The following is a 16,211-nucleotide window of genomic DNA, read 5'->3' as shown; positions in this document are numbered from 1 at the left end:
TGGGGGGTGGCCAATTCCATGGAATATCCCCCCTTTCCCCGCGTAATCTCTCCAAAAGGACCTCTTCCATGGACTTCCGCCGCCAGCTGTCGACTGAACTGCCCGTGCTCCGGCGCTTCTCCCGGGCGCTGACGGGCGATCCGGCGCTGGCCGATGACCTGGTGCAGGACTGCCTCGAGCGGGCGATGCTCAAGAGCCACCTCTATGACCCGTCGCGGCCGCTCCGCGCCTGGCTGTTCACCATGCTGCGGAACCTCCACATCAGCGGCATCCGCCGCAACGGCCGCTCGAACGTCGTCAAGACGGTCGACGACCTGATGGATGGCGAGGACGCCGTTGCGCCGGAGCAGGAGCACCGGCTGGCGGCAGGCTCCGTACAGGAGGCGCTGGAGCGACTGTCGCAACAGCACCGCGAGGTGATCGTGCTCGTCGGGCTGGAGGAAATGAGCTACCGCGACGTCTCCGAAATCCTCGGCGTCCCGGTGGGCACCGTCATGTCGCGCCTGTCACGGGCGCGGGAGCAGATGCGGCAGATGCTGGAAGAACGCGGCCACACCGGCCTGAGGCGTGTGAAATGACCAACGACCGTAACGAACACATGGATGAATGGGCGCTCCACGCCTATGTCGACGGCGAACTCTCGCGCGAGCAGCGCGCCGAGGTCGAGGCCCTGCTGGCGCGGGACCCGGAGGCCGCCCGCAAGGTGGCTGACTGGAAGCGCCAGCGCGAGGTCCTCAAGTCCGCCTTCGACGGCGTGCTGGACGAGCCCGTGCCACCTCAGCTTTCCACCGCCCTGCGCCCGCGCGCGGCACGCCCTCGCACCTCGCCGTGGCTTGCCATGGCGGCTGCCATCCTGCTGCTGCTGTGCGGCGGCCTGGCCGGCTGGTTCCTGAAGGGCGAGGCGCCGGTCACCGTGGCCGATCTCGGCCAGCAGGCGCTCGAGGCGCACAGCGTCTTCGCGGTCGAGGTCCGCCACCCGGTCGAGGTGAAGGGCGATGACCGGGAGCACCTGCAAGCCTGGCTGTCGAAGCGCGTGGGCACCGCCTTCGCCGTGCCGGACCTGACGGAGGAAGGCTATTCCCTGCTCGGCGGCCGCCTGCTGGCGGCGAGCAACGGCCCCGCCGCCATGCTGATGTATGAGGACAAGCAGGGCCAGCGCCTCTCCGTGCTGCTCGCCACGCCGGGGACCGACGTCGAAACCGCGCTCAAGGTCGAGGAACAGGGCAAGCTCATCGCCTGCACCTGGCAGGACGGCAAGCTCGCCGTGGCCGTGGCGGGCGAAATGGCGAGAGACCCGATGATGGTGCTGGCCAAGGCGGTGTACGAGAAGATCGAGGGGTAACCGCTCTATTCGTCATCCCGGCGAAAGCCGGGACCCCGCTTTGGTTCCTCTTGTGCTGACGCAAAAGCGGGGCCCCGGCTTTCGCCGGGGTGACGGAACTTTGGTTACTGGTCCAGCACCTCGAAATGCGCTTCCACCGTCACGCCGTTGTTGATCGGCAGCATGTCCTGCGGGCAGGCGGAGAACACCACGATCGCATCCATCTCGGCGCGGAAGACGACGTAGTCGCCGGGCTTGCACAGGCAGTTGCCCCATTCGAGATCGCCGTTTTCCTTCCACGGAATGTTCATGAACAGGTTGAGCGAGTCCGGCGTGTAGGGGATATAGAGGCCGAGCTCGGCGAGGCCCGCATGCATGTTGTCGCGGCAATTGTCGTGGTAGTGCGTGCAGCCCAGCAGCCCGTAACGCTCGTTGTCGCAGGGCGCGATCAGCGTATCGTGGCGGCCGGGGCTCGCGTCCTTCGTCATGGTCAGGATCGGGCGGCGGCGGTTGGTGATCATCTTGTCACCCTCCACCGGGAACAGCCTCGTCCAGAAGGCCCGGCAATGCTCCATGCCGAGATACTCGCGCAGGTCGCCGGCGTTGAAGGCCCAGAAATCGACCACCTGGTTGCCGTGGGTGTTGATCACCTTCACGGACTGGCCCTTGCTGAGGCGAACGGCCTTGCCGCGGCGGGCCGGAATGGTCTGTAGTGTGGTGGTCACGTGGTCGTCCTCCCAAGTCATGTCGAGGTATTGATAATGAAGAAAGACCCGCGCTTCCAGCCCGTCGATGCTGCCGTAACGCCGCGCTTCGCCGGCATCGCAACCTTCATGCGCACCCAGCGCCACGATGTTTCGCCGGAGCTCGACATCGCGCTCGTCGGCGTGCCCTTCGACATCGGCGTCAATTACCGCGCCGGTGCGCGCCAGGGCCCGGCCGCGGTGCGCGAGGCCTCCCGCCTCATCCGCCGCGTGCACAATGTCTCCGGCATCGCACCCTATGACATCTGCAACGTGGCGGACGTCGGCGATGCGCCGGTGAACCCCATCGACCTCCACCGCTCCATCGCCATGATCGAGGAATTCTTCGCCAAGATCCACGCCGCCGGCGCCCTGCCGCTGTCCATCGGCGGCGACCATACCGTGCCGCTGCCCATCCTGCGCGCGCTGGCGAAGGACCGGCCCGTCGGCATCTTCCACATCGACAGCCATGCCGACACGCTGGACACGCTGGCGGATACGAAGATCAACCACGCCACCACCTTCCGCCGCGGCGTGGAGGAGGGGCTGATCGACCCGAAGCGCACGATCCAGATCGGCTTGCGCGGCTCGCGCTTCTCGCCCGACGACATCAAGTGGGGCGAGGATGCGGGCTTCACCTGCATCACCTTCGAGGATTACGAGCGCCTGGGACGCGACAGGGTGATCGCGAAAATCCACGAGGTGATCGGCACCGGCCCCACCTACATGACCATCGACATCGACGGCATCGACCCGGCCTGGGCGCCGGGCACGGGTGTGCCTGAGATCGGCGGCCTGACCCCGCGCGAGGTGCAGGTGATGGTGCGAAGCCTGCAAGGCAGGCACCTGGTGGGTGGCGACATCTGCGAGGTCGCTCCCTGCTTCGACCCCACCGGCATCACCGCCGTCACCGCGGCGAACCTGATGTGGGAGATGCTCTGCGTGCTGGCGGAGTCGAAGGCAAAACGCGGCAGCTGACGGGCCTCAGGCCGGCTGCGCGGCGCCCAGCGTGGGGGCAAGCCAGGGGTGGCGCGACAACGCCACACTCCGGTCGCGGAAAGCCTTCAGCAGCCGGCTTCGCGCCGCGCGCTCGATCTCGCCCGGGTCACGCGGCAGGGCGGTGAACTGGGACTGCACCACGATGGCGGTGTCGGTCACGTCCTTCACGCCCTGCACCTTGAGCGAGTCGAGCAGACGGTCGCGGTAATCCGCCGTCAGCTCCGCCGCCACCTTCGCGGTCGCCTCGCGCACCTCGTCGAGGTCCACGTCGCGGTCGAGGCTCATGTTGAATTTCACGATCGACCAGTCGCGGCTGAAATTCACGATCTCGCCGATCTGCCCGAAGGGCACGGTGAAGATCTGGCCATCCTGGTGCCGCAGCCTGACCGAGCGCAGCGTGAAGCCTTCCACCGTGCCGCTGGCATTGCCGCAGACGATGTATTCGCCGATGCGGAAGGCATCTTCCGCCAGGAACAGCACGCCGGTGACGATGTCCTTCACCAGCGCCTGGCTGCCGAAGGAAATGGCAAGGCCGATCACCGAGGCGCCGGCCAGCAGCGGCGTGATGTTGAAGCCGAGCTGCGAGAGCACCAGCAGCGCGATCATGATGATGATGAGCACATTGGCGGTGATGCGGATGATGGGGATCAGCGTCCGGAGCCGCGACGAGCCGTCGGTCTTCAGCACCAGCTCGCCCGTCTCCGTCATCGATGTCACCGCCACCGGATGCGTGGCGAGATAGCGCGCGGCGTAATAATTGACGTAGGACACGGCAATGTAGCCCGCGAAGACGGCCGCCAACGGCGCCAGCGCGAAATCGGCGAAGCGGCCCCATTGCTCCGGCGTCATCGCCTGCAGCGCATCCACCGCCCAGAGCCGCAGGAAATAGACGCCCGCCCCCAGCAGGATCAGCACCCGCAGCATGCGGCTCACCAGGCCGGGAAGCTTGGGTGTGGCGCGCCGCGCCCCCTGGTCGGCGCGCTCGCTGCGCCGGCCCGCGAATTCCACCGCCGCACAGACCAGCACCATCGCCACCGCGGCCTGCACCGTGCTGGTGAGGCCCGCCACCACGCCGGGGTGGCCGGTCACCGCGCCATAGGCGTGAAGCGCGGCGATCAGCAGCACGGCACTGCCCGCCAGCACCAGCCAGTTGGCGGCGAGCCAGCGCCGCAGCGGTGAAGGCCCCGCGCCGACGGCGGTCGATTCGATCCAGCGCCGCACGGCAAGGCGCGCCGGCAGCGCCCCGGCAAAGAAGCTCGCCACGAACATCAGGTTGTTGATCAGCAGCCCCGCCGCGATCACCCGGGCCGGCTGGTGATTGGCAATGGGAATGGTGATCCAGGAGCGCAGCACCACGACCGCCGTCACGATCACGAAGAGCCGCATCGCCAGCCTTGCGTCGGCACTTTCCAGCGGCACGATGCGGTAGCCGGGCTCCGCGGGGCGGAACCAGATCAGCATCAGCGTGTAGTACAGCGCGAACTGCGCGGCCCCCATGAGGATCCATTGCGCCACCGTGCCCTGCATGCCCAGCCCGTGGGAAAAGCGCGCCGCGGCAAAGGCCACCACCGCCCAGAACAGGCCTAGCCCGATGAGGTTCGCCACGCCGCGGCGCAGGGTCTGGCCGATGCTGGCCGGCCCGCCTGTGGCCTCGTTCCCCGGCAGCAGCCGCCGCGCCGCAAGAGCCGCGCCATAGGCCAGCGCCACGGCAGCCGCGATGATGCCCGCCATCTCCGCCAGGAAGGCCAGGGTGCTGAGCCCCCGCGGCCCGCCATCCACCCGCTCGATGATGCTGCCGACATGCGCCCCCAGGTCCGGATAGGCCCCGAACGTGGCGTTCAGCTGGTCGAAGAACTCCTCCTCCTTCTGCTGCAGGTAGGCGCTGAAGCCTTCCATGCTGTCGGTCGCCGAAGCGGGGGCAGGGGGCGGTGCTGCGGGCGCGGGCGGGGCCGCCTTCATCTGGGTGAGCACCGCGCCGGTGACGGCGGTGACGATCTGGTTCAACTGGTCCGGGCTGAGCTGAACCGGGGTGGCGGGGGCGGGCGCCTGGGCAAGCGCGGCCGAAGCCGGTCCCAGCAGCGCCAGGAGCACCGCCAGCCAAAATCCCCGAAACTGCTTTCTGGTCGAATACACAACCCCTTGTAGCATTCGAATTGTGGCAGAAGTATCCAGTTCGCGACAGGGCCCCCGCCGTCCATCCATTCCACCTGCCCGGAAGGGGCTCCGTGAGCCCGTGCGTCGGCCTTTATCCCCGGCCAAAACCTGCTAGAAGCCGCCCAAACCCTTGATTTGCAGCCGAGCCCGCCACATGTCCGACGACAAGCCCCAGAAGACCGACCGCTACCGCGACACCGTGTTCCTGCCCAAGACCTCCTTCGGCATGAAGGCGGGGCTGCCGCAGAAGGAGCCGGAGCTGCTGAAGCGCTGGGAGGCGATGGACCTCTACCGCACGCTGCGCCAGCAGTCGGCCGGCCGCCCCAAATACGTGCTGCATGACGGGCCCCCTTACGCCAACGGCCACCTGCACATCGGCCACGCCCTCAACAAGATCCTGAAGGACATCGTCACCCGCTCGCGCCAGATGCAGGGCTTCGATTCCAACTACGTGCCGGGCTGGGACTGCCACGGCCTTCCCATCGAATGGAAGATCGAGGAGCAGTATCGCGAGAAGGGCAAGAACAAGGACGAGGTGCCGATCAACGACTTCCGCAAGGAATGCCGCGCCTTCGCCGAACACTGGATCAACGTCCAGCGCGAGGAGTTCAAGCGCCTCGGCGTGACGGGCGACTGGGACAATCCCTATCTCACCATGAACTTCCGCGCCGAGGCGCTGATCGCCAACGAGCTCCTGAAATTCGCCGAGTCGGGCCAGCTCTATCGCGGCTCCAAGCCCGTCATGTGGTCGGTGGTCGAGAAGACAGCACTCGCCGAAGCCGAAGTCGAATACCAGGACTATCAGTCGGATACGATCTGGGTGAAGTTCCCGGTGCGCGACGGGGCGCCGAACCTGCTCGGTGCCTCCGTCGTCATCTGGACCACCACGCCCTGGACCATCCCCGGCAACCGCGCGGTGAGCTTTTCCTCGAAGATCAGCTATGGCGTCTATGACGTCACCGCCGCACCCGAAGGCAACTGGGCCAAGCCGGGCGACAGGCTCATCCTCGCCGACCGCCTCGCCGAGGAGGTGATGAAGGCCGCCAAGGTCGAGAGCTTCACGCGCCTCGGCGATGCCGATCCGGCGGGCCTCATCCTCGGCCATCCGCTGGCCCATCTGGGCTACGGCTTCGACGTGCCGATGCTCGATGGCGACCATGTGACGGATGACACCGGCACGGGCTTCGTCCACACCGCACCGGGCCATGGTGCGGATGACTACAACATCTGGGTCGCCAGCGAGGCCTACCTGAGGGACAAGGGCATCCCGCATGCCATTCCCTTCACGGTGGATGCCGACGGCTTCTACACAAAGGATGCACCGGGCTTCACGGGAAAGCGCGTCATCACCGACAAGGGCGAGAAGGGCGATGCGAACGATGCGGTCATCCGTGCACTGACGGAAGCAGGTGCGCTCATCTCGCGCGGCCGCCTCAAGCACCAGTATCCGCACAGCTGGCGCTCCAAGAAGCCGATCATCTTCCGCAACACGCCGCAGTGGTTCATCTCGATGTCGAGCCACGGCCTGCGCGACGTGGCGCTGAAGGCCATCGACGAGACGACGTTTTATCCCGCGGCCGGCCAGAACCGGCTGCGCGCCATGATCGAGCAGCGGCCCGACTGGGTGATCTCGCGCCAGCGCGCCTGGGGCGTTCCCATCGCGGTCTTCGTCAACCGCGAGACGGGCGAGATCCTGAACGACCCGAAGGTCAACCACCGCATCGTCGAGGCCTTCACGGAAGAGGGGGCGGATGCCTGGTTCGCCGAAGGGGCCGCCCAGCGCTTCCTCGGCAATGACCGCTCGGTCCTCGAATGGGAGCAGGTGAGGGACATCCTCGACGTCTGGTTCGATTCCGGCTCCACCCACGCCTTCGTGCTGGAGCAGCGGCCTGACCTCAAGTGGCCGGCCGATCTCTATCTCGAAGGCTCAGACCAGCATCGCGGCTGGTTCCATTCCTCGCTCCTGGAATCCTGCGGCACGCGCGGACGTGCACCCTATGACGCGGTGCTGACGCACGGCTTCGTCGTGGCCGAGGACGGCCGCAAGATGTCGAAGTCACTGGGCAACATCGTCACCCCGCAGGACGTCATCAAGCAGTCGGGTGCGGACATCCTGCGCCTGTGGGTCGCTTCGGCGGATTATGCCGAGGACCTGCGCCTCGGGCCGGAGGTTCTCAAGACCAACATCGAGGGTTACCGCAAGCTGCGCAACACCATGCGCTACATCCTCGGCGCCGTGGATGATTTCCAGGACTGGGAATTCACCCAGGCCAGGGACATGCCGGAGCTCGACCGCTACATCCTCCACCGCCTGCACGAGCTCGAGGGGCAGGTGCGCCAGGCCTATGAGGTGTTCGACTACAAGCGCCTCTTCGCGCTGCTCACCAATTTCATGACGGTCGACCTCTCGGCCTTCTATTTCGACATCCGCAAGGACTCGCTCTATTGCGACGCCTGGTCGAGCCTCCGCCGGCGCTCCTGCCGCACCGTGCTGGACCAGCTGTTCCACTGCCTCACCACCTGGTGGGCGCCGGTACTCGCCTTCACCATGGACGAGGTCTGGCTCTCCCGCTTCCCGGGCGAGGGGTCGTCCGTGCACCTCATGCAGTTCGCCCGCTGCCCGGATGAATGGGCGGACCCGGAACTGGCCGCCAAGTGGGACAAGATCCGCGAGGTCCGTTCCGTCGTCACCGGGGCCCTTGAGATCGAGCGCCAAGTGAAGAAGACCATCGGCTCGGCGCTCGAAGCCGCCCCCGAGATCCATGTCTCGAACCCGGACCTCCTCGCGGCACTCGATGGCGTCGACCTCGCCGAGATCTCCATCACCTCGGGTGCGAAACTCATCGCAGGCGAGGGCCCGGCGGACGCCTTCCGGCTCGATGCGGTGAAGGGCGTTGCCGTGGTCTTCAGGCCGGCCGAGGGCCGCAAGTGCGCCCGGTCGTGGAAGATCACGCCCGAGGTCGGCAGCGACCCGGAGTTCCCCGACATCACGCCGCGTGATGCGGAGGCGGTGCGCGAGTGGCAGGTCCGCTTCGAAAAGACGGTGTGATGAAGCTGAGGGTCTGGGGTCCGCTCGCGCCGCTGACGCTGGGCCTCGCCCTCATCGTCTTCGGCATCGACCAGCTGCACAAATACTGGATGCTGGACGTCTACCGCATCATCGAGAAAACCCCCGTCCGCATCACCTCCTTCTTCGACCTCGTGATGGTGTGGAACACCGGCGTCTCCTACGGCCTGTTCTCCACCCATCTCCAGGAATGGCTGGTGGCGCTCACGCTGGCGATCGTGGTGCTGCTCTGGGTCTGGGCCTGCGGGGCAAGGCGCGCCATTGCCGCAGCGGCACTCGGCATGGTCATCGGAGGGGCCCTCGGCAACGCCTGGGACCGCGTCGCGCGGGGGGCCGTAGCAGACTTTTTTCACTTTCATTATCAAAGTTTTAGCTGGTACGTCTTTAACGTCGCGGACATCGCCATCGTTGCCGGCGTGGCGCTCCTCATGTATGAATCAATCGTAATGGGCGAGCGTGACAACCGCCGCGGAAAAGCCTGATTTCGGCGGCACTAGGTGGGCTGTCTTGACAAGGGTATCTGGATGAATCGTGCCGGTGTAACGGTGCTGCTTTGCATGGTCGGCCTCAGCCTTGCCGGCTGCGGCAACACCATGCGCAACTACCTCGAGAAGGAAACCCCCACCCAGACGCTGAACGCCCGGCAGGACCTCACCATGCCGCCGGACCTTCGACTGCCGCCGCCCGGTACGACCACAGCCCCGCCGGACCCTGGCGTGGCGAGCGCGCCAGCGGCAACCCAGGCAACCTTGACCTCGCCGCCCGCCACCCCGGTGGCAAGCGCCCCCAAGGCCGCCGCGCCCGCCGTCAAGACCGCGTCGACCATGACGGAGCCCGCCAGCGGGCCGGATGCCATCTACACCAATGTCGGCATCTCGGTTTACAACCCCGACGGCACGCGCAAGACCGACCTGCAGCTGCGCGAGGAACTTCAGGCCTACTACATCAATCAGAAGAAGGCGAAGAACCCGAATTACGGGACCTTCATGAACATCGGAAACATCTTCAAGGACGAATAGCCGTCCCCCCGCCGGCCCATTGCCCGGCGGCCCCAAATGACCCGAGGAAATCCATGACACTGTTCAAGCGACTGGTGCCTGCCGTGTTTGCCGTGCTCGCCGTCGTGGGCCCCGCGCGCGCCCTCGACATCGACGTCACCTCGTTCAAGCTCGACAACGGCATGCAGGTGGTGGTGATCCCCGATCACCGCGCACCCGTCGTCACCCACATGGTCTGGTACAAGACGGGTGCCGCGGACGAGGCCCAGGGCAAGGCCGGCATCGCCCACCTGCTCGAGCACCTGATGTTCAAGGGCACGCCGAAATATCCCGATGGCGCCTTCAGCCGCATCGTGCGCGCCAATGGCGGCAGCGAGAATGCCTTCACCACCCAGGACTACACCGCCTATTTCCAGAAGGTCATGAAGGACCGTCTTCCCCTCGTCATGGAACTCGAGGCGGACCGCATGCAGAACCTGCAGCTGACCGACGAGACGGTGCTGCCCGAGCGCTCGGTGGTTCTCGAGGAGCGCCGCCAGCGCACCGACAACGAGCCCGCCGGCCTGCTGCATGAGCAGATGGGGGCGGCCATGTACACCGCGCATCCCTATGGCAAGCCGATCATCGGCTGGATGCCGCAGGTTTCGCAGCTCACCCGCCAGGACGCGATGGATTTCTACGCCGCGCATTACGAGCCCGAGAATGCCATCCTGATCGTCGCCGGCGACGTGACGCCGGAGGAGGTGAAGACCCTTGCCGAGCGCTATTACGGCCCGCTCAGGAACAAGCGCCCGGTGACGGAGCGCGTGCGCGCCGAGGAGCCGCCGCCCAATGCCGAGCGCCGCATCACCATGAGCGATCCGCGCGTGAGCGCGCCCAGCCTGCAGCGCCAGTACCTCACCCCCGCCGCGCGCAACCTGCCGCAGCGCGAGGAACTGGCCATGTCGCTCCTCGCCGAGATCATCGGCGGCAGCAACCAGAGCCGCTTCTACCAGACCCTCAATCTGGGCAAGAAGCTCGCGGCCTATTCCGGCGCATGGTTCGACGCCGACCAGCTCGATTATGGCGAGTTCGGCGTCTATGCCTCGCCCAATCCCGGCGTCACCGTCGAGGCGGTGGAGAAGGAGATCGACGCCATTCTCGACGAGGTCGCCACCCGGGGCGTGACCCAGGAAGAGCTCGACCGCAGCCGCAACAACATGATCGCCAGCGCCGTCTACCTGCTCGACTCGCAGGACAAGCTGGCGCGCATGTTCGGCGTGTCGCTGGCCACCGGCCAGACCATCGACGACGTGCTAAACTGGGACAAGGACCTCGCCACCGTCACCGTCGAGGACGTCAACAACGCGGCGCGCAGGGTGCTGAACCGCCGGGCCTCGGTCACCGGCGTGCTGCTGCCGGAAGCCCAGAGCCAGTGAACGCGAGAGAGAAGGTGATCACCATGCTGAACCCCGTGCGCGGCCTGCTGGCGCTTCTCTGCCTGCTCGTGGCCTCCGCCTCCAGTGCCCATGCCTTCACCATCCAGGAGGTGACGAGCCCCGGCGGCATCAAGGCCTGGCTCGTCGAGGAACACGCCATTCCGCTCATGGCCATGAACTATTCCTTCAAGGGTGGCACCGAGCTCGAGCCCGCTGGCAAGGAGGGCGTGTCGAGTTTCCTGACCGGCATGCTCGACGAGGGTGCGGGCGACATGCTCTCCGCCGAATTCCAGAAGAAGCGTGACGAACTGGCCTTCCGCATGTCCTTCGACGCGGGCAGCGACTTCTTCGAGGGCGGCTTCCAGACGCTGACCCGCAACCGCGACGCCTCGACCGATCTCCTCAGGCTGGCCATCACCGCGCCGCGCTTCGATGCCGAGCCGCTGGAGCGCGTGCGCCAGCAGTTCCTGCTCAATGTCAAGGAACAGGAGCAGGACCCGCAGTCCATCGGCTGGCAGGCCTGGATGAACGAGATCCTTCCCGGCGATCCCTATTCCCGCCCTGATGACGGAACCGAGGCCAGCATCTCCGGCATTTCCGCCGATGACCTCCGCGCCGCGCACCGCCGCATCTTCAACCGCGACGGCCTGCAGGTCGCGGTGGTGGGTGACATCACCGCCGCGGAACTGGGCCCGCTGCTCGACAAGGTGTTCGGCGGCCTGCCGGAAAAGGCGCCGGACCAGCCGGCCCTGCCTCCGGCGAAGCCTGCCATGGGGCCGAAGCTCAAGGTCATCGAGCGCGACATGCCGCAGTCCGTCATCGCCTTCGGCACCGAGGGCATCAAGCGTGACGACCCGGACTTCATCCCGGCCTTCGTCATGGCGGAAATCCTCGGCTCGGGCGGCCTCACCTCGCTGCTGTCGGAAGAGATCCGCGAAAAGCGTGGCCTGACCTATGGCGTGAGCTACGGCCTCAACCCGATGGGCCGCGGCGGCCTCTATGCCGGCTCGCTGCAGACCAAGAACGAATCCGCCGGCGAGGCGCTGGACGCTGCCCGCGACGTGATCGCGAAATACGCCGAGCAGGGCCCCACCCAGCAGGAGCTGGACGAGGCCAAGACCTTCCTCACCGGCTCCTATGCGCTGCGCTTTTCCTCCAACGCCGCCATTGCCAACCAGCTTCTCGCCCTCCAGCAGCAGAATCTGGGCATCGACTATGTCCAGAAGCGCAATGCCCTGGTCGAGGCGGTGACGCTGGACCAAGTCAAGGCCCAGGCCAAGCGCCTGCTCCACCCGGACCGGCTGATCGTCACCGTGGTCGGCAAGCCGCAAGGCGTGAAGTAAACCGCGTTTCCCTTCTCCCGCGCTTCCCGCGGGAGAAGGACTGCTGGCAAGGTCCCGCCATCCCTTGCTAATCTACCCCGATGCGAATCCGGCGGCTTTCAGAAGGAACGGTGAACCGCATCGCGGCGGGCGAGGTGATCGAGCGCCCCGCGAGCGTCGTGAAGGAGCTCGTCGAGAATGCCATCGACGCCGGCGCCAGCCAGGTCGACGTTGCCTTCCGCGGCGGCGGCAAGAGCCTGATCCGCGTCTCGGACGACGGCATCGGCATGGGGCCGGAGGACCTGGCGCTGGCCATCGAGCGCCACGCCACCTCGAAGCTCGCCGATGATGACCTGATCGACATCCGCTTCCTCGGCTTCCGTGGCGAGGCGCTGCCCTCGATCGGCGCTGTCAGCCGGCTCGCCATTTCCTCGAAGCCCAGAAGCGGTGGTGATGCCCATGTCATCATGGTGGAAGGCGGGCACTTGAGCCCGCCGCGCCCTGCCGCCCTCAACATCGGCACCGAGATCGACGTCAAGGACCTGTTCTTCGCCACGCCCGCCCGCCTTAAGTTCCTGAAGGCCGATCGCACCGAAACGGTGGAGGCGGCCGAGGTCGTGCGCCGCATGGCGCTCGCCCATCCCGGAGTGGGCTTCACCTTCGTCACCGAGGAACGCCGCCTCGTCGACGTGCCGAAGGAGGAGGGCGAGGAGGCCCGAATCCGCCGCGTCCTCGGGGCGGAGTTCATGGACAATGCCGTGGCCTTCGAGCTGGAGCGTGAGGGCGTGCGGGTGCGAGGCCATGCCGGCCTTCCCACTGCGGCGCGCGCCAATTCCGCTCAGCAATACATGTTCGTCAATGGCCGCAGCGTGCGCGACAAGCTCATCTCGGGGGCGATCCGCGGCGCCTATGCCGACGTGCTGCCCGCGGGCCGCTTCCCGGCCCTCGTGCTGTTCCTCGATTGCCCGCCGGAACGGGTGGACGTGAACGTACACCCGGCCAAGGCGGAGGTGCGCTTCCGCGACGGCGGCCTCGTGCGCGGCCTCATCGTCAGCGCCATCCGCGATGCCTTGGCGGGCAAGCGCGCGCCCGACACGGGGCTGTCGCGCCAGACCGTCTCGTCCTTCCGCCCCGTCATGCCGCGCCCCTTCAATCACCGCGGCTTCGACGAGGAGGAGAAGCAGGCGGCCCTCGCCATGAACATGCCGCCGGCTTCCGCCCCCGTGCCGGAGACTCCGGTGGCCCAGCCCGACTACCCTCTGGGCAACGCCCGCGCCCAGATCCACGACAACTACATCGTGGCGCAGACCAGGGACGGCTTCGTCCTCGTCGACCAGCACGCCGCGCACGAGCGCCTCGTCTATGAGCGCCTGAAGCGCGAGCGCGCCGATCGCGGCATCGAAACCCAGCCGCTGCTGGTGCCCGAGGTCGTCGACCTTGACCCCGTGGAGGTCGAGCGCCTTGCTGCTGCCGCGGAGATGCTGGCCCAGGGCGGCCTCGTGCTCGAGGCCTTCGGCGACGGCGCCGTCATCATCCGCGAGGTTCCCGCAGCACTCGGCCGGGCGGATGTCTCGGGCATCGTGCGCGACGTGGCGGACGAACTCGCCGAGCTCGGCGTCACCACCAGCCTCGAGGACCGCATCAACCACGTGCTGGCGACAATGGCCTGCCACAACTCGGTGCGCTCGGGCCGCAGGCTCCGCCCCGAAGAAATGAACGCGCTGCTGCGCGAGATGGAAGCGACACCGAACTCCGGCCAGTGCAACCACGGAAGGCCAACCTTTATCGAGCTGAAGCTCAGCGACATCGAGAAGCTGTTCGGACGGCGGTGAACATCGAGAGCGGGCGCAAACCTTACCATTGATGCATAAAGATTTTTGTAGAAAGTGAATATGCCGCTGTGTAACTCAAGGCATGGACCCTTCCACGCACTTGATGATTACACTTCTGATTCCCTGGGCGGGCCTTCTCATTGCTTTCGCCTTGGTGACGGGGTTTGCGGACAAGACACAGTTTTTCCTGAGAAGCGCCTTCTGCGCATTCTTGATTGCGGCACCGGTGATTTTCTTGTTCACCGACGCACTTTCCGTCACGGCCAGTCCGGCCTCCATTTTCGCGATGATGAATGCCCTGCTCTGGTCATTCCTGCTCATCTTCGGTGCGGTCTGCGGCGGCCTGGCCAAGCTGGTCTGGCTGGCAATGAGGCAAAGACCCGGACGTCGTGGGGGCCTTCTCGGAGCGCTGTTCCTGATCGGCTTCCTTGCCCTCGAATTTGCGATATTGATGGCGATTTATCCAGACTTCCTATTTTATCTCAGGCGGATGTTGGGGCTTGGCTTGTGAGGCCTGTCCTTCACCGCTTGCGCGGGCCTCTGCCATTGACGTCCCTGATCCCACGAATGTCTGTCATCACGGAGAGCTGGATCCAGCTTTCCGCCTGCGTGACCGGCGCCTATTGCTTCACCTTCCCCAGGCTTGATCCGCGCATCCTTACGGCCCCGCGCACCACTCCCCCCACTTCGTCACCCCAGCGGAAGCTGGGGCCCAGCTTTCTATCAGTTTGCCAGCGGCACGACCCCCACCCCTGCCCCTCCCCACAAGGGGGAGGGGATACACACCGGCACGCCCGTTCCTTCTTCCCCTCCCCCTCGTGGGGAGGGGCAGGGGTGGGGGGCCACGCGCCGCAACGCCTGCGGATAAATTCCCCGTGACTTTACTCCTACAATATGCTATATATCCCCTCACCCTTCCCATTCGGGGTCCTGCTCATGACGGTGAGCTCGGGCGGGACGGGGGCAGGCCTGCGGGTGTGGCTCAACGTAATCCACACTCCCGGGGGCAGAAGGAGAGACCCGGCGGCACTATGACCTTCGCGCCCTCAGGGCAAGGCGGGGCGATCTGGGATCGTTGCGCAAGCTCTCTCCCCAAGGCCTAAGACCTGTCGGTTCGCGGGCGCTGCTCAGCGCCATTCCGCCAGCTTCGCAAGCTGGCACTCCGCGCCGGGCAGCGCCCGCGCCTCCCATTTTCTCTCGAGGGACAAACAGCCACCCTCGCAATGGAGGACGCATGTCCATGCAAGCCGTGAGGCTAGATCTCGCTCGCCCGATACTGCGCCGTCTCCAGCCAGGCCGGGTTGATCTCCACGCCCCAGCCCGGCGCATCCGTCACCGTCGCCTTGCCGTCCTCGATGCGGTAGGGATCGCCGAGGAACAGGCCCACCTGCCAGGGATAGTAATCCGCCTCCTCGATCGAGAATTCGAGATACTTGCCCGCATTGGGAATGGCGCGCAGCAGGTGCATGGTGCACATCGTCACCAGCGACAGGTTCGCGGCATGGGGCGTCACCGGCAGCCCCGCCTTCTCCGCCATCCGGCACACATGCAAGGTGCGCAGCATGCCGCCCATGTACATGACGTCGGGCTGCACCACGTCCACCGCGCGCATCCCGATCATCGTCTCCCAGGCGGTGAACTCGCAATCCTGCTCGCCACCGGTCACGTCGATCGCCAGCGCATCCGTCACCTCTTTCGTCCAGGCGAATTCCCAATAGGGGCAGGGCTCCTCGAAATGCCCGATGCCCTCGGCCTCGAGCAGCCGCCCCACCGCGATCGCCCGCTTCGGCGTATAGCAGCTGTTGGCGTCGACGAGTTTGGCCACCCCATCGCCCAGCGCGCGCGACACCGTGGGCACGATCTCCTCGGTGCGGCCCGGCCACTCGTCCCGGTCGCGCCCGCATTCGGCGCCCACGCGCCACTTGAAGGCATCGAAGCCCTTCTCGTCACGCAGCCGGCACAGCCGCGCGGCCTCGTCCCGGGGCGTGATGTCGCGCTTCATCGAGGAGGCATAGGCGCGGAGCTTGCCCGGCGTGCCGCCCAGCAGCACCGTCACCGGCTTCCCCTCCAGCTTGCCGCGCAGGTCGAGGAGGGCGGTGTCCAGCCCCGTCATGGCGCGGCGCAGGTAGGAGCCGGGATACTTGTGCTCGCGCTCGTTGATCAGTTCCAGCGTGTCGGCGAAATCCAGCGCATCGGTGCCCAGCGCATGGCGCGCCACCTGGCGGTGGAAGATCTCGCAGGTGATGTCGGCGTTGTAGGTCGAGACCTGGCCCCATCCCTGATGGCCGGTGTCGCTGGTCGCGCGCACGAAGCCGACGAACTCGTTGCAGAAGGTTTCGAGCTTCCTGATCTTCACG

Annotated in this window: 13 protein-coding genes; 10 read left to right on the top strand and 3 right to left on the bottom strand. The window is 66.4% G+C overall.

Annotation, left to right across the window (positions count from 1 at the left end; all coding sequences use genetic code 11):
* Positions 1-68 precede the first annotated feature (68 nt).
* A complete protein-coding gene (locus DK847_RS04535) occupies positions 69-578 on the top strand; it encodes an RNA polymerase sigma factor (RefSeq protein ID WP_111196455.1) in 510 nt (169 codons plus the stop codon).
* Complete coding sequence (locus DK847_RS04530) at positions 575-1,342, top strand: anti-sigma factor family protein (RefSeq protein ID WP_146256045.1); 768 nt, start codon at positions 575-577, stop codon at positions 1,340-1,342. Before DK847_RS04535 ends, DK847_RS04530 begins: the two co-directional genes overlap by 4 nt.
* A 104-nt stretch (positions 1,343-1,446) precedes the next feature.
* On the opposite strand, the gene DK847_RS04525 is transcribed toward DK847_RS04530, so the two are convergent.
* Complete coding sequence (locus tag DK847_RS04525) at positions 1,447-2,046, bottom strand: DUF1989 domain-containing protein (RefSeq protein ID WP_245414524.1); 600 nt, start codon at positions 2,044-2,046, stop codon at positions 1,447-1,449.
* Positions 2,047-2,082: 36 nt separating this feature from the next.
* Here DK847_RS04525 and speB point away from each other — a divergent pair, with 36 nt between their 5' ends.
* Positions 2,083-3,042 (top strand): agmatinase, encoded by a 960-nt coding sequence (gene speB / locus DK847_RS04520; RefSeq protein WP_111196452.1) that lies wholly within the window; start codon positions 2,083-2,085, stop codon positions 3,040-3,042.
* Between the two features lie 6 nt (positions 3,043-3,048).
* Here the strand turns inward: speB and DK847_RS04515 are convergent, their stop codons facing one another.
* Entirely contained in the window at positions 3,049-5,154 is a 2,106-nt protein-coding gene (locus tag DK847_RS04515; RefSeq protein WP_161957146.1) for a mechanosensitive ion channel family protein, read from the bottom strand.
* 217 nt (positions 5,155-5,371) lie between these two features.
* On the opposite strand from DK847_RS04515, the gene ileS reads away from it, so the two are divergent.
* The 7 genes from ileS to DK847_RS04480 all read left to right on the top strand — a co-directional run bounded on the left by ileS (position 5,372) and on the right by DK847_RS04480 (position 14,365).
* Entirely contained in the window at positions 5,372-8,266 is a 2,895-nt protein-coding gene (ileS, locus tag DK847_RS04510; protein ID WP_111196450.1) for an isoleucine--tRNA ligase, read from the top strand.
* A complete protein-coding gene (lspA, locus tag DK847_RS04505; RefSeq protein WP_111196449.1) occupies positions 8,266-8,766 on the top strand; it encodes a signal peptidase II in 501 nt (166 codons plus the stop codon). The genes ileS and lspA overlap by 1 nt, the downstream gene beginning before the upstream one ends.
* 42 nt (positions 8,767-8,808) lie before the next feature.
* Positions 8,809-9,303 (top strand): hypothetical protein, encoded by a 495-nt coding sequence (locus DK847_RS04500; protein ID WP_146256044.1) that lies wholly within the window; start codon positions 8,809-8,811, stop codon positions 9,301-9,303.
* Between the two features lie 53 nt (positions 9,304-9,356).
* Complete coding sequence (locus DK847_RS04495; RefSeq protein ID WP_111196447.1) at positions 9,357-10,700, top strand: M16 family metallopeptidase; 1,344 nt, start codon at positions 9,357-9,359, stop codon at positions 10,698-10,700.
* Positions 10,697-12,043, top strand: a complete 1,347-nt coding sequence (locus DK847_RS04490) for a M16 family metallopeptidase (RefSeq protein WP_146256043.1) — start codon at positions 10,697-10,699, stop codon at positions 12,041-12,043. The genes DK847_RS04495 and DK847_RS04490 overlap by 4 nt, the downstream gene beginning before the upstream one ends.
* 80 nt (positions 12,044-12,123) lie before the next feature.
* Complete coding sequence (mutL, locus tag DK847_RS04485) at positions 12,124-13,854, top strand: DNA mismatch repair endonuclease MutL (protein WP_111196445.1); 1,731 nt, start codon at positions 12,124-12,126, stop codon at positions 13,852-13,854.
* Positions 13,855-13,957: 103 nt separating this feature from the next.
* Positions 13,958-14,365, top strand: coding sequence for a hypothetical protein (locus tag DK847_RS04480; RefSeq protein ID WP_161957145.1), 408 nt, complete (start codon positions 13,958-13,960; stop codon positions 14,363-14,365).
* A gap of 744 nt (positions 14,366-15,109) precedes the next feature.
* Here the strand turns inward: DK847_RS04480 and DK847_RS04475 are convergent.
* Complete coding sequence (locus DK847_RS04475) at positions 15,110-16,210, bottom strand: mandelate racemase/muconate lactonizing enzyme family protein (protein WP_111196443.1); 1,101 nt, start codon at positions 16,208-16,210, stop codon at positions 15,110-15,112.
* Between the last annotated feature and the right edge of the window lies 1 nt (position 16,211).

Source organism: Aestuariivirga litoralis, assembly GCF_003234965.1.
GTDB lineage: Bacteria > Pseudomonadota > Alphaproteobacteria > Rhizobiales > Aestuariivirgaceae > Aestuariivirga > Aestuariivirga litoralis.
The sequence above is the reverse complement of the archived record's forward strand: the minus strand, read 5'-3'. Positions and strand labels throughout refer to the sequence as shown.